Source organism: Nitrospirota bacterium, assembly GCA_040752355.1.
Classification (GTDB): domain Bacteria; phylum Nitrospirota; class Thermodesulfovibrionia; order Thermodesulfovibrionales; family Dissulfurispiraceae; genus JBFMCP01.
The window spans coordinates 11997-26766 of the sequence record JBFMHE010000028.1 but is presented as its reverse complement, the minus strand read 5'-3'; the positions used below and the strand labels follow the sequence as shown (position 1 = coordinate 26766).

The following is a 14770-nucleotide window of genomic DNA, read 5'->3' as shown; positions in this document are numbered from 1 at the left end:
CCTCTTACATCTCGACCCGTGTGATCACACCGTGAAGCTTGTATGAAGGCAGCTTGTGGAACTGCACATAGGAAGGGGTGATCTTCTTTATGAGGGCGAAGAGCTTCCAGATGATGTTTCTCGTCGAGATATCCTCGAGGCCGTAGAAGATCACCGTCTCCTCGATGCCCGCCTCTTTGAGGATCTCTTCGATATCGACCACCTCCATGTACCCGAGCTGTATCTCGAAAGAGCGGAGCCCCTCGGCGTAACAGGCCTTGAAGAACCCGGTTGCACCGAAAGGATCGTCCCGCCGTACGATGGAGACGATAATGTTGTCCGTATAGACGATCCGGTTGGCGAACATGGTCTGGACGATATACGGCGGGATACGGTTCACGTCCCGGGCAAAGAAGAGGGCCGTTCCCTTTATTGTCGCCTCGTGCCGGTACCGCTCTCTATAGGTTTCGAGAAACGTTTCGAGGCTCATGGGCTGAAGAGACCGGTACAGCCGCCGCTGGCCCCTGGTATAAATCATGATGATGCTGAAAGGGACCGCTGCGATGATGAGCGACCAGTAGCCCCCATGGGGAATTTTATAGGTATTCGAGAGGAGAAAGGTCGCATCGACCGCAACAACGAGCAGGGCAACGGCGAGCTTGAGACGGTTCTTTCTCAAAAAGAAGATCATGGTGATCAGAATGCCGGTTATCGTCATATCGACCGTCACCGCCAGGCCGTACGCCGCCGCAAGGTTGTGCGATTCTCTGAACTCCACCATGATGAAGAGGACCGCGATGAGGAGGAACCAGTTCACGAAGCCGATGTATATCTGCGAGCGGAGCTCGGTGGAGGTGTAATCGACTTTGAAGAGCGGCATGATATGGGTCATGATCGCCTGGTAGAAGATCGAGAACATCCCGCTGATCATCGCCTGCGACGCGATGATGGTTGCGGTGATGCTCAGCATGAGGAACGGAATATAGAGAAACTGCGCCTGGTAAAAAACCATCTCGAAGAGGACATTCTTCGCCTCGGGATGCTGCAGGAGAAACGCGCCCTGGCCGAAGTAGTTCAGGAGCAGGGCGGCGAAGACGAAGACCCACGCCCTGATGATCGGCGCGCGGCCGAGATGCCCCATATCGGCATAGAGCGCCTCGCCTCCGGTGGCGCAGAGGATCACTTCCGAAAGAACAAAGAAGCCGGCAATACCGTTCTCGGAGAGAAAGGTGAAGGCGTAGTAGGGATTGACTGCTCGTACGATGGAAGGGACCTCCGTGAGCGCGACGACCCCGGAGACGGCCAGCGACGAAAACCATACGACCATGAGGGGGCCGAAGGCGCCCGCCACCTTTTCGGTCCCTTTCCGCTGAACCGCAAAGAGCGCTATGGCGATCAGCGCCGCAATCAGAATGAGCGTCTCCCGGCTCGTCTTCTCGAGCCCCGGGATGAGCAGCATGCCTTCGACCGCACTGAGGATACTGATCGCAGGAGTTATCACGCCGTCGCCGACCAGGAGCGATATGCCGATGAAGGACAGAAGGGTGATGAAGGCGACCTTCCGGCCCGACTTGAGCATCGGCAGCAGGATCTCCCTGAGCACGATCGTGCCCCCCTCTCCCTTCTTGCTCAGGCTCATGGCGAGCCAGGCGTACTCCACCGTCACAAGAATGATGAGGGTCCAGACGATCAGCGACAGCACCCCTATGACATTAGCCTCGGTAGGTCTCGTGAGGAGAAAAATAACAGTGAGCGTATAAATAGGGCTGGTCCCTATATCACCGAAGACAAGGCCTAACGACCTTATGATGCCCTTGACGGGAGACTCTCGTTCAATCATGAAGGATGCTCATTCTATGGAGAAAGCGGTTACGCTATCTTCTTTGCAGCACCATTAACTTTAATGGTTTGCAGCCTGGCTGTCAAGACACCGCAGCCGCACCACGCTCTCTCCTGCCGGATTGTTTTGGCTCCGTCACTTCGATTAGAATGGAGGAGGGCCATACGCCCATCCCATTCAGCAAAGGCAAGGTTTTTTGAATGAAACTCACCCATTTCGATGACGAAGGAAAGGCGCGGATGGTCGATGTCTCGGAGAAGCCGTCCACACAGCGTGAAGCGGTGGCAGCGGGGTCGATATCGATGAAGCCCGAGACCCTCAGGCTCATCAGGGACCGGCAGATATCGAAGGGAGACGTGCTCGGCGTTGCCCGGGTGGCAGGGATCATGGCAGCGAAGAGGACCGCCGACCTCATTCCCATGTGCCATCCCCTCGCGATCTCCTCGGTAACGGTCGACTTCAGCATCGACGAAGCGGCGAGCAGGATCGATATACGGTCGACCGTGAAGATCACCGGCCAGACCGGCGTCGAGATGGAGGCCCTCACCGCAGCGAGCATCGCCGCGCTGACGATTTACGATATGTGCAAGGCAGTCGACCGCGAGATGGTGATTTCCGGCATCATGCTCCTCGAGAAGCGCGGCGGGAAGAGCGGGGAATTCAAAAGGCCGTGACGCGTAATGCGTGATCGGTAACGGGTAAACGGATTTCCTTGAGATTCCTTTTAGCTTTTACTGATTACGCATCACGCGTTACGGTCTTTATTTGTATCGTTCCACCGCGAACCTGAAGAGCTCGACATCATCGTCGGAAGGGGCGATGCCCGCCTTCATCTTGGCGATCCGCAGCTGCTCCTCGACCGTATCGACGCCTTCGAGATCAGGGAGCAGCAGCCCCTTCCTCGCTCCTTTGACCACAATAACCCCGTAGCGCCCGGGATCGAGCTGCGAGAGGCCGCTCACCCGCTCGGGCTCGGTGAGGATATCGACCGAATACTCCAGGCTGTCGAGCTCACGCCGCTGCACCGGGGGGAAGCGCGGATCCTCCGTAGCAGCGGCTATGGCGTTTTTCACGATCTCGTTACAGACGTTTTCCGTGGTAGGGAGGAAGGTCCCGATGCAGCCCCGCAGCTCGCCGTGCCGCTTCAGGCAGACGAAGACGCCGGCGCGCCGGTCCATACTCCCGGCCAGCTCTCCGGCCACGTCTCCGGAAACGTCCTCAGGGCCGGAAAGGACAACCCTCGAGAGGACGAACGCCTCGACCGCCTTTCGGGCGAGTGCTGCGTAGGGATGCACGCTGTTACTCCTTCCGTTGCATCGCGTACTCGGCGAGCGCGAGGAGCTCCTCTTTCTTGACCGATGCAGGAAAGAGGTCGAGCTCGGCCTTCGCCTCATCGACAAGCGACTGCGCCGCTTTCAGCGACTCGTCGATGGCATGGTACTTCGAGAAGAGCTCGAGTATCCTGTTGAGAGAATCCTCCCGGCCCTCTCCTCTGGTTTTGACGATCTGGCGTATCTCCTCCCGTTCGTCAGGAGCGGCTCTTTTGAGGAGGTAGATCAAGGGCATCGTGATCTTGCCCTCCTCCAGGTCCTTGCCGAGCTTCTTCCCGAGGTCCTGCTGCCTGGCAACGTAGTCGAGCACATCATCGGCAAGCTGGAAGGCGATCCCCGCCTTCATGCCGAAGCGGGCCAGGGCCATCTCCCGCTCCTCGGGCTGGTCGGCGAGAATGGCGCCTATCCTGCACGCGGCCGAGATGAGTACGCCGGTCTTGGCAGCGATGATCTCGAAATACTCCTCCCTGGTTATCTCGGGATCGCCGGTTTTATGGAGCTGGAGTATCTCGCCTTCGGTCATGCGTGTCGTCGCCTCGGACAGGGCCTCCATGATCTTCTGCTTCCTCTGCGCCACCGCGAGCTTGAGCGATTTGGAGTAAAGATAGTCGCCGACGAGGATCACGACCTGGTTGCCCCAGAGCGCATGGGCGGTAGGCCTGCCCCGCCTGGTGTCGGCGCCGTCGATCACATCGTCATGGAGGAGCGAGGCGGTATGGATCGCCTCGATGATCGCTGCCAGCACGGTCCGGTTGGTCTCTTTATAGCCGCAGAGGTCGGCGCTGAGCAGAAGGAAGAGCGGACGCATCCGCTTGCCGCCGCTGCTCAGGATGTGCTTCCCGATCATCGGGATGAGGAATACATTGCTGCTGAAGATGCCCATGAGCTGCTGCTCGACGGTTTTCAGCTCATCGGCATAGTCGGAAAAAATATCTTTTGCCTTCATACCTATCCATGTATTGCACACAGCGCTCGTGTGCTCACCGCATGAGCGCTATGACGGTTTCAGCCGTACGGCCTCGATATCGGCGGTATCGCGCATGAGCCTCTTCAGGTCATGGGGCCGGAAGGCGCCTTTTTCGGTAAAGAGGGCCGTCACATACGTCGACGGCGTCACATCAAAGGCTAAGTTTATTACATTTACTCCCTCCGGCGCAACTCGGTGGCCCCATACCGTGGTCACCTCGTCGGCACCCCGCTCCTCTATCGGGATAAGGTCCCCCGAGGCCATCGTGAAGTCGATACTGCTCAGCGGCGCTGCCACGTAAAACGGTATGCCGTGCTCCTTGCAGAGCACCGCTACCGTATAGGTGCCGATCTTGTTCGCTACATCGCCGTTCCGCGTGGTGCGGTCGGTCCCCACGATGGCGAGGTCGATCATGCCCCGCTTCATGAGAGCGCCGGCCATGTTATCCGTTATCAGGGTCACCGGGATGCCTGCCTGCATCAGCTCCCACGAGGTGAGCCGCGCTCCCTGGAGGACCGGCCGCGTCTCGTCGGCGATCACCTGGATTCTTTTCCCCTGCTCTTTTGCGACCAGCATGGGCGCCGTTGCGGTGCCGTAGCCGCCGGTGGCGAGGCTCCCGGCATTGCAGTGGGTCAGTATGGTATCGCCATCCCGGATGAACTGGGCGCCCCATGTGCCGATCGTTTTATTGATCTCGATATCCTCGGCGAGGATCTTGCAGCTCTCGTCGATGAGGAGCTGCTTGAGCTTCGCAACCGGTTCGTCGCGGTGCGCGGCGAGGAGCCTCCTGATGCGCTCTACCGCCCACCGGATATTCACCGCTGTCGGCCTCGTGGCGAGAATCGCCTGCATGACCGGCTCGAGCCGCTCGAGGAAGTCGTCCGCGCTCCCGGCCTTGAGGTCCTGCGCTCCGAGGGCGATGCCCATGGCAGCGGCGATTCCTATGGCCGGCGCGCCGCGTATCCAGAGCTTTTTGATGCCCTCGGCCACCTTCTGGTAGTCGGCGCACTCCACATACGTCACTTCGAGGGGAAGTCTGCTCTGGTCGAGCATGACGACCTTCCCGTCCTTCCATTCTATCGTCTTGACCATTACGTGCTTCCTCCTATGGGGGCGATGGGGAAAAAGGCCGTCACCACCAGAAACGCGGTAAGGCCGATGATGACAATAACCGTACCCCAGGCGATGGCATTATAGCTCCGGGGATTGACATACTCTCCCATCAGCTTCTCGTTATTGACCAGCAGGATTGCATAGATGAGAACGAACGGCAGGACCAGCCCGTTGATAACCGACGAGAGCACCATGAGGGAGACGAGCGGCGCGCCCGGCAGCAATACCGCGAGGGATGCCAGCGCAATCGTGAGCGTATAGATCCACATGAACTGAGGCGCCTCTTTGAAGGTCTTGTTGATCCCCGCCTCCCACCCCATCGCCTCACAGATGTAGTAGGCGGTCGCGAGGGGGACGATAATCGCGCCGAGGAGCGAGGCATTGGCGAGGCTGAGCGCGAAGATGAGCGAAGCGTACTCTCCGGCGAGCGGCTTCAACGCAGCAGCAGCCTCGGCAGCCTCATTGATCCGTATTCCGTGGGGAAAGAGCAGCGTCCCGCAAGTGACGATAATAAAGAAGCTGATGATGTCGGTAATGAGGCACCCGATGACGACATCCAGCCGGGAGGCGGCGTAATCCTCCTTCTTGATCCCCTTCTCGGCTATGGACGACTGGAGATAGAACTGCATCCACGGGGTGATCGTTGTACCGATGATGGCGATACTCAGCACGATATACTCCGAATCCCACCGAAGCTGCGGCACCAGCGTGCTCGTGAGCACCGGTCCCCACTCCGGCCTCGCCATGAGCCCGGAGATCACATAGCCGAAATACAGGAGACAGGCGATCAGGAGAAACCGTTCGACCGCGCGGTAGCTCCCCTTCGTAACCAGGATCCAGATGGAGAGCGCCCCGACGGGAATCATTATATACTTGCTGAAGCCGAGGATCTCCATGCTCGCGGCCCATCCGGCGAGGTTGGCGACGGTGGTCCCCAGGTTCGCGATGAGCAGCCCGAGCATCATGTAAAAGGCGATCTTGATCCCGTAGTGCTCGCGGATGAGATCGGAAAGCCCCTTGCCCGTGACCGCGCCCATGCGCGCCACCATCTCCTGTATGACGACCAGGGCTACCGTGGTCGGGATCAGGGTCCAGAGCAGCCCATAGCCGAAGCGGGCGCCGGCAACGGAATAGGTCGTGATGCCGCTGGCGTCGTTATCGATGTTCGCGGTGATGATGCCCGGCCCCATCACCGCAAAGAAGAGGATGAGCCGCCTCCACCGCGTCACACCCTCCTCCTTTTGCGCTTCGCAGCAGGAGGAAGTATCCTGTCGATGATATCGTCGGTAGCGATGATGCCGAGCATGAAGCCTTCGCTGTCGACCACCGGCAGGGCGAAAAGATTGTACTTCGAGATGATCTCGGCAGCCACCATCTCATCCGTATCGGGTGTCACGGTCTTGAGCTTCGTCTCCATGATCTCGGAAAGCCGGGTCGTCGGCTCGGCGAGGAGCATCTCCCTGAGCGAGGTCACCCCGATGAGCTTTTCTTCTTCATCGATGATGTAAATATAATAGGCGGACTCGATCTCTTCGCCATCCTTTTTAAATCGCTCGAAGGCCTCGGCAATCGACGCGTCGGGCGGGTAGGCGATGAACTCATTCGTCATGATGCCGCCCGCGGTATCTTCTTCGTGCCCGAGGAGCTCCTGGATATCTTCCGCCTCTTCTCTCTCTATGTGCTCCAGGATCTCCTTCGCCTTCTCGGTCGGGAGATCGCTCAGGACGTCGGCTGCTTCGTCGGGCGGCATCTCCTCGATAATGTCCGCGGCCTTTCCGGGCTCCATGGCGGTTATGATCTCGGCCTGCATCTCGGGCTTCAGCTCGGACAGCGCCTCTGCAGCGGTCTCGATATCGAGGTCCCTGAAGAGATGGGTCCCCTCTTCCCGCGAAACCTGGCTTATGATCTCGGCGATGTCGGCGGGGTGGAGCTCGGAGACCATCTGGCGCGGGACCGTGAGCGAGATCGTCTTCAGCTTGGGCTTGAGCGGCTGGAGGTAGTTCCAGCTGATAAGATTGTACGGCAAAGAGGTCCCGAACAGGCGCAGGAACTCCTCGCTCCCGTGCTCTACGCCGAGGCGTCGCATGATGCCCCTCATGCCCACATCGACCGCAACCAGTACGGCATCGCCCTCGTACCCTTCGAGCTTGATATCGTTGACCCGCACCACCTTGGCGCCGTTCGCATCCACGATCTGCTTATCGAGGATATCGCGCACAGCCAGGAGATCCTCTTCGCTCCGCTCGTAGGGCTTTACCGAATCCATATCGAGATAGGTCGAGATGATCCTCCTATTGAAGATGTTCATGCTCTCCCATTCGATGCGGTAGAGCTCCTTTTTCCGTTCCACGATGAGCGCCGCCACTTTGGGGAGCGGGTCTCCCTTGATGACAATAGTATCCCTCAGCCGTCCCATGATCTCGCCTTTCGGATCGAAGACGGACTGCTTGATCACATCACTGAGGAATAACTCACCGAAGAGCGGCATAACCCGATTAGTATACCTTAAATCGGCAGACTTTTAGGCCGTTGGGGAGGAGTACGCCGGGAAAAAGTCATGACGAACAGGGGCCGTCAAGAAGGAAAGAATGGTGCCGAAGGCGGGACTCGAACCCGCACAGGTTGCCCCACACGCCCCTCAAACGTGCGTGTCTACCAGTTCCACCACTTCGGCGTTCTACATCCGTGGTCCGCAACGCGCTATCGATAGAAGGCAATCGGTTCGAGGGAAAGGAGTGATCGCCCCTGACGCGCTAACGTCTTTTACTATACCAATTAAAGGAATGCATTTTCAAGGAGGTGGCCGCCGAGCAGTGTTCTCCTCAGGTGACATGCTTCGGCAGGGAGCGGGCCAGGGCGACTACGGTGACACTCTCGGCGCCGGACTTTCGCAGCACCTTCGCGCACTCGCGCACCGTAGCCCCCGTGGTGATCACATCGTCCACGAGCAGCACCCGTTTGCCAGTGACATCCCCGGTCACCGTAAAGGCGTTCTTTATGTTCTTCAGCCGCTCTCTGCCGCGGACCTCTGTCTGGGGCGGGACCTCCCTGCTCTTTGCGAGCACGTCGAGGAACAGCGGTATCCCGAGGCGCTTCGAGAGCGTGGAGGAGAGCAGGGCGGTCTGGTTGAACTCCCGCTCCCTGAGCCTGGCGGGCGATAGGGGGACCGGGATAATTCCTTCAACGCAGCGCTCATCCCCTTCGGAGGGAATGAAGGGAGCATCGTACGCAGCAGCAAGCAGGCTCCCCAACGGGCCTGAGAGTCTTCGCAGTCCGCCGAATTTGAGGAGGTGCACCGCCTCCTTGAGGGCCCCCTCGTAAATGCCGTAGTAGAGTATCCGGGCAAAGGGCGGCGCATCCTCGGTGCAGGATTCGCAGTGCGTGGTCTGCCGGGAGACGGTCGGGATGCCGCAGCAGCGGCACGCCGGACCCGTATACCGCTCGATGCCGTTCCAGCACGCCGTACAGAAGGGATTGTGCTCATGGCTGTCCGATTGCGTGTCGCAGACGGGGCAATGGGAGGGAAAGAGGACATTGAGCAGCGTCGAGAGCATTTCTTGCCAGGGGAGAGGAATCCGGAATTCAGGAGTCAGGAGCCGGTATGAAAGCAATGATTTCAGTCCTCCGAGCTCTGACTCCTGAATTCCGGCTCCTGTTTTTCAGAATTGATCTTTCAGCACGATGATCTCGTTCCGCTTCTGGCCGGTAGAGATGATCTGCACCTTCACCGTGAGCATCTTTTCTATGGTCTTTATATATTTTTTTGCATTTGCCGGGAGCTTGTCGAACGCCCGGATGCCGAGGGTGCTCTCTTTCCAGCCGCTCACCTCCTCGTACACCGGTTCGCAGCGGTAAAGGACCTCGGCCTCCTTGGGGAACTCCTCGTAGACCTTCCCCTCATGCTTGTACCCGACGCAGATCTTGATCGTCTCGAAGCCGTCGAGGATGTCGAGTTTCGTCAGGGCGATGCCGGTCAGCCCGTTGATGCGCTTGGCATGCTTGAGCACCAGCATATCGAGCCAGCCGCACCGCCGCGCCCTGCCCGTGGTGGCCCCGAACTCTCCGCCTTTCTGTCTGATGTGCTCGCCGAGCTCGTCATTCAGCTCTGTCGGGAACGGCCCCGAGCCGACCCTCGTGGTGTAGGCCTTGACGATGCCGAGGACCCTGTCGATCCTGGTCGGGCCCACGCCGAGCCCGGTGCAGGCGCCGCCGGCTATGGTGCTCGACGAGGTGACGAACGGATACGTCCCGTGATCGATATCGAGCAGGGTGCCCTGCGCTCCCTCGAAGAGGACATTCTTCCCTGCTTCGATCGCATCGTTGACGAGGATGTCGGTATCCGCCACCATGCCCGCAAAGCGCTCTGCATAGCCCATGTACTGCCGGTAGATCTCTTCAGCGGTGAGGGGCGCTGCCTTGAACATGTTCTCGAGCAGAAAATTCACCCCCGCAAGATTCGCCGTCAGCTTCTCTTTGAAGAGCGCAGGCGTCATCAGGTCCATCACCCTGATGCCGTGGCGGGCGATCTTGTCCGTATAGGACGGCCCGATGCCCCTTCCCGTGGTGCCGATCTTCTGGTTGCCCTTCCTGTTCTCGTGCTCCCGCTCCAGGGCGGTGTGGTAAGGCATAATGAGATGGGCGTTCTTCGAGATCACGAGGTTTCGCTCTACCTTGATGCCCTTTTCCCGGAGCCCGTCCATCTCCGCGATGAGCGCCGCGGGATCGATCACCACGCCGTTGCCGATAAGGCACTTTTTCCCTTTGTGCAGGATCCCCGAGGGAATGAGATGGAGGATGTACTTCTCGTTCTTTATGACAACGGTGTGCCCGGCGTTGTTACCGCCCTGATACCGTGCGACCACATCGGCCTTCTCGGTGAGCACATCGACGACCTTGCCTTTCCCTTCATCGCCCCATTGGGCGCCGACTATCACCACTGTAGACATACCATACCTCGCTCGTGTTCGTAATCAGACACCAGAAACGGGCAACGAGGCGCGGCACTGCGGCCGCGGCTCGTTGCCCCTGCGTATCGCCCTTTACAACGTTATGACTTTGACGTCGACGATATTCGGAAGGCTCTTTATCTCCCGTAATATCTCGTCCGAGACCGCCGAATCGATATTGACGACCGAGATCGCCCGCCCGCCTGCACTCTCCCGTCCGAAGTGCATCCTGGCGATATTGATAGTGTTCTTGCCGAGCGTCATCCCTATGTTGCCGATCACCCCGGGTTTGTCGTTGTTGTACATGAGCAGCATGTTGCCCTCGGGGACGATCTCCACGATGAAGTTGTCTATCTTGACGATCCGCGGGTCCTCTTTGCTGAAGAGAGTGCCGTGCACCTGTATCTCTTTCCGGGGAGACTTCACCTTCATGACGATCAGGCTCTGGTAATTGCCGGCGTCCCTGCTCTTCGTCTCCTTGACCTCTATTCCCCTCTCCTTGGCGATGAACGGCGCATTGACGAAATTCACCGTCTCGAGAAGGATCGGATCGAGGAGCCCCTTCAGCGCGGCGATCGTAATGGGGGAGGAGTTGAGGGTCGTCGCCTCCCCGCGATACTCGAGCGTCACCTCCGTAATGCCTTCATCGAATATCTGCGAGGCGAAACCGCCGATCTTCTCGGCCAGCGTAATGTAGGGCTGGAGAACAGCGACCTGGTCTGCAGGGATCGAGGGAAAGTTGACCGCATTCCTGATGGTCCCGTGCACAAGATAATCGACGATCTGCTCGGCAACCGCGATCGCCACATTCTCCTGCGCCTCCTGCGTCGAAGCGCCGAGGTGCGGCGTGCACACCACCTTGTCGTGGCCGACGAGCGGGTTGTTTTCCGGCGGCTCCTTTTCGAAGACGTCCAGGGCAGCGCCGGCGACCTTGCCGCTCTCGAGGGCTTCGTAGAGGTCCTTCTCATTGATGATGCCGCCGCGGGCGCAATTGATAATGTAGACCCCGTCTCTCATCGTCTTTATGGTCTCCGCCCGGATGAGGCCCTTCGTCTCGTTGGTGAGCGGCGTATGCACGGTTATGAATTCCGCACGCTTTATGAGCTCGGCGACCTCCACCTTTTCGATCCCCATGGTGCGCGCCTTTTCTTCGCTGAGGAAGGGGTCAAAGGCGATGACCTGCATGCCGAGTCCCTGCGCCCTCCGCGCCACTTCGCCGCCGATGTTGCCGAGCCCGATAACGCCGAGGACCTTGTTGTAAAGCTCGGTGCCCATGAACTTCTTCTTCTCCCATAATCCTTGTGCCATGGAGGCATTGGCCTGGGGGATCTTCCTCGCGACCGCGAACATCATGGCAATCGCGTGCTCTGCAGTAGTGATGGTATTGCCGCCCGGCGTGTTCATCACCACGATGCCCCGTTTCGATGCCGCGACCTTATCGACATTGTCGAGTCCGGAGCCCGCGCGGCCGATGACCCTCAGGTTGTGCGCCGCCTCGATGATATCCGCGGTCGCTTTTGTGGCGCTGCGCACGATGAGCGCATGGTACTCTCCGATGATGGACTTCAATTCATCGGGCTTGAGGCCTGTCTTGACGTCTACATCGAGCCCCGCCTTCCTGAGAATCTCGACACCGTTCGATGAGATGTTGTCGCTTACAAGAACCTTCATGCCTACTACCTCCTTCGTTATTAGCTCCTCATGTTGGAGTGAGCGGAATAGCACAACAAGCAAGAAACAGGAAGTGAGAAGTGAGAGTAAAAGAATTTCCTTTTGCCTTTACTTCCTACTTCTTAGCTCTCACCTCTTGCTTGTCTTTATTGCATCAGCAATTCTTGCGCTTTTGCCACACCGGTGCCGAGCTTCACATTGTAGCCCAGCTCTTTCAGCACCATCTCGAGGGCCGCGATGCCGGTGATCACATCGAAGGTATCGGCATAGCCGAGGTGGGCGAGCCTGAAGATCTTGCCCTTCGCCTTATCCTGGCCGCCTGCGCCGGTAATGCCGTATTTCTCCCGCAGCATTTTATAGATCGCCTGGCCGTCGACTCCGGCAGGGGCCTCGATCGCGGTCACCGAGTTGCTCGGCGACTCTTTCGAGTAGAGGCCGAGCCCCATCGCCTTGACCGCCTCTCTCGTCGCATTGGCGAGGCGTGCGTGGCGCTTGAAGACATTTTCGAGCCCCTCTTTCTGGAGGATCTTGATCGCCTCGTTGAGACCGATGATGAGCGTCACCGCCGAGGTGAAGAGCGTCTGGTTCTTGGCGAGGTTTTCGCGCTCCTTCTTGAAGTTGAAATAGAAGCGCGGCATCTTCGACGCCTCGTTCTTCTTCCATGCCTTATCGCTCACGCTCACGAAGGCGAGCCCCGGCGGCAGCATCAGCCCCTTCTGCGAGCCGCCTACCATTATATCGATGCCCCACTCGTCGGTCCTCAGGTCCTGCGCAACGAGCGCGCTGATGGCATCGACGATGAAGAGGGTATTCTCGAATTTCCTGATGACCTTGCCGAGGCCCTCGATGTCATGGTAAACGCCGGTCGAAGTCTCGGTAGCCTGAACAAAGACGCCCTTGATCTCGGGATCCTTCTTCAATGCCGCCTCGACTGCCTCGGGCTTAATGGAGTAACCCCACTCCACGACGATCTCTTCCACCTTGAGGCCGTAGGCCTGCGCTATCTTCGTCCAGCGCTCGCCGAACTTTCCGCCGTTAACGACGAGGACCTTCTCTCCGGGGTTGAAAAAATTGTTCACCGAGCCGACCATGCCTCCCGTACCGGTAGAGGTGAGGATAAGCACGTCGTTCTTTGTCTGGAACAGCCACTGCAATCCCTTTTTGGCCGAATCGAGAATGGGCAGGAAGTCCGGCGCCCGGTGGTGTATCATCGGCATCGCCATCGAGAGTAACACTTCCGGCGGAACCGGCGTCGGCCCAGGGGCCAAAAGATAGCGCTTCAGCATGCAACCCTCCACAAAAATTGATTTGACGTCTACGACAGCACCTGGATATTTCAAAATATCTCAGTACATTAAAGAAAGACGGAACAAAGCCGAGCATGTATAATAATATAAACGTATTGCCTTTGAAAAGCCTTTGTACAAAAGAGTAAAATAGTGCTGCGCCGGTGCTCGCCCCGGCAGTCGGACAATGATACCGCACAGCAGCACGAGGGAGAAGAGACCGCTATGAGCACAAAACAGCTCCTGTCATCACTGCCGTCTGTCGATGAACTGCTCAAGTCACCGCGGGGCGCGGCATGGCAGGGGACCTTTCCCCGGCGTTACCTTCTCCAGGCTATACGCGAGACCATCGATGACTACCGGCAGGCGATCCTCAAAGGGGATCTGAAAGAATTCACCCTCGAAGAGATGCTCGCCGATATCCAGAGCCATGTCGAAAAGCTCTCTGCCTTCAGCCTGCAGCCGGTGATTAACGCAACCGGCATCGTCATGCACACCAACCTCGGCAGGTCCGTGCTCCCGGAGGATGTCCTCGAGAATGTGAAGCGCATCGCCTGCGGCTACTCCAATCTCGAGTACGAGATCGAAGAGGGGAAAAGAGGAAAGCGATACTCTCATGTGCAACGGCTCCTGAATGACATCACCGGCGCGGAGAGCAGTCTCATCGTCAACAATAATGCCGCTGCGGTGTTTGTGAGCCTCTCCGCGCTCTCCCGGGGAAAGGAAGTGATCGTTTCCCGGGGAGAGCTCGTCGAGATAGGCGGCTCCTTCAGAGTGCCCGATGTCATGAGCGCGAGCGGCGCCACCCTGGTCGAAGTGGGGACAACGAACAAGACTCACCTCCGCGATTACGAGAATGCGATCACCGGAAATACCGGGATGCTCCTGAAAATACACCGCTCCAATTTCCGGATTATCGGCTTCACCAAGGAGGTCGAGATTGATGAGCTGGTCACTCTCGGGAGGAAGCATGGTATCCCGGTAATGTTCGATCTCGGCAGCGGCTGTCTCGTGGACCTGAAACCTTACGGCATAACTATCGAGCCGACGGTCCAGGAGGTGATAAAGGCGGGCGCCGATATCGTCAGCTTCAGCGGCGACAAGCTCCTGGGCGGGCCACAGGGCGGCGTGATCGTCGGCAGGAGAGGACTTATTGATATTATTGCTAAATATCCCCTTATGCGGGCTGTGAGAATAGATAAGCTGACCCTGTCGGCCTTCGAGGCGGTGCTCATGAAGTACCTTGATGAGGATACGGCAAAGAGAGAAATCCCCACACTCCAGATGCTGCTGCAGGACCCCGGCGCAATACAGGCGAGGGCAAAGAGGATTGCGGCCAGGCTCAAGAAGGCGCTCGGCGGCGCCGAAGACCTGGCGACGGCAGCCGTAATCAGCGACTCCTCCCAATCAGGCGGCGGCGCCTTGCCCGAAATAGAGTTCGAGACCTTTGCCGTTGCAGTACGGCCGGAAAGGATATCGGTGAACAAACTCGAAGAGCGGCTCCGTCTCGGCAAGCCGCCCATCATCGCCCGGATCAAGGAGGATGCGCTGCTCCTCGATGCGAGGACGATCAGGGAGCGTGAGATTCCGGATTTGATAAAAGGGCTGAGAGCTGCATTGATATAGGCGCCTTCTGA

At 58.5% G+C, this 14770-nt stretch carries 12 protein-coding genes and 1 tRNA gene; 2 read left to right on the top strand and 11 right to left on the bottom strand.

Annotated features, from left to right (window positions below):
* Positions 1–4: 4 nt before the first annotated feature.
* Positions 5–1819 (bottom strand): KUP/HAK/KT family potassium transporter, encoded by a 1815-nt coding sequence (locus tag AB1805_15850; GenBank protein ID MEW5746903.1) that lies wholly within the window; start codon positions 1817–1819, stop codon positions 5–7.
* Between the two features lie 200 nt (positions 1820–2019).
* Here AB1805_15850 and moaC point away from each other — a divergent pair, with 200 nt between their 5' ends.
* A complete protein-coding gene (gene moaC, locus AB1805_15845) occupies positions 2020–2493 on the top strand; it encodes a cyclic pyranopterin monophosphate synthase MoaC (protein ID MEW5746902.1) in 474 nt (157 codons plus the stop codon).
* Positions 2494–2580: 87 nt separating this feature from the next.
* On the opposite strand, the gene amrA is transcribed toward moaC, so the two are convergent.
* The 10 genes from amrA to AB1805_15795 all read right to left on the bottom strand — a co-directional run bounded on the left by amrA (position 2581) and on the right by AB1805_15795 (position 13133).
* Positions 2581–3114: an AmmeMemoRadiSam system protein A gene (gene amrA, locus AB1805_15840; protein ID MEW5746901.1), complete on the bottom strand. Its 534-nt coding sequence runs from the start codon at positions 3112–3114 to the stop codon at positions 2581–2583.
* A 4-nt stretch (positions 3115–3118) separates the two neighbouring features.
* Complete coding sequence (locus AB1805_15835; protein MEW5746900.1) at positions 3119–4096, bottom strand: polyprenyl synthetase family protein; 978 nt, start codon at positions 4094–4096, stop codon at positions 3119–3121.
* Between the two features lie 48 nt (positions 4097–4144).
* Positions 4145–5209, bottom strand: coding sequence for an S-methyl-5-thioribose-1-phosphate isomerase (mtnA, locus tag AB1805_15830; GenBank protein ID MEW5746899.1), 1065 nt, complete (start codon positions 5207–5209; stop codon positions 4145–4147).
* Entirely contained in the window at positions 5209–6459 is a 1251-nt protein-coding gene (locus tag AB1805_15825) for an Nramp family divalent metal transporter (protein MEW5746898.1), read from the bottom strand. The genes mtnA and AB1805_15825 overlap by 1 nt, the downstream gene beginning before the upstream one ends.
* Positions 6456–7718 (bottom strand): CBS domain-containing protein, encoded by a 1263-nt coding sequence (locus tag AB1805_15820; protein ID MEW5746897.1) that lies wholly within the window; start codon positions 7716–7718, stop codon positions 6456–6458. Before AB1805_15820 ends, AB1805_15825 begins: the two co-directional genes overlap by 4 nt.
* Before the next feature lie 101 nt (positions 7719–7819).
* Positions 7820–7904 (bottom strand) — tRNA-Leu (locus AB1805_15815).
* Between the two features lie 148 nt (positions 7905–8052).
* On the bottom strand, positions 8053–8784 hold the full coding sequence (locus AB1805_15810) for a ComF family protein (GenBank protein MEW5746896.1): 732 nt from the start codon (positions 8782–8784) through the stop codon (positions 8053–8055).
* A gap of 105 nt (positions 8785–8889) precedes the next feature.
* Complete coding sequence (locus tag AB1805_15805) at positions 8890–10176, bottom strand: adenylosuccinate synthase (protein MEW5746895.1); 1287 nt, start codon at positions 10174–10176, stop codon at positions 8890–8892.
* Between the two features lie 93 nt (positions 10177–10269).
* On the bottom strand, positions 10270–11847 hold the full coding sequence (serA, locus tag AB1805_15800) for a phosphoglycerate dehydrogenase (protein ID MEW5746894.1): 1578 nt from the start codon (positions 11845–11847) through the stop codon (positions 10270–10272).
* A 146-nt stretch (positions 11848–11993) separates the two neighbouring features.
* The gene (locus AB1805_15795; protein ID MEW5746893.1) at positions 11994–13133 is read right to left on the bottom strand and encodes an alanine--glyoxylate aminotransferase family protein; all 1140 of its coding nucleotides are present in this window, start codon (positions 13131–13133) and stop codon (positions 11994–11996) included.
* A gap of 225 nt (positions 13134–13358) precedes the next feature.
* Here AB1805_15795 and selA point away from each other — a divergent pair, with 225 nt between their 5' ends.
* The gene (selA, locus tag AB1805_15790) at positions 13359–14759 is read left to right on the top strand and encodes an L-seryl-tRNA(Sec) selenium transferase (protein MEW5746892.1); all 1401 of its coding nucleotides are present in this window, start codon (positions 13359–13361) and stop codon (positions 14757–14759) included.
* Positions 14760–14770: the final 11 nt, after the last annotated feature.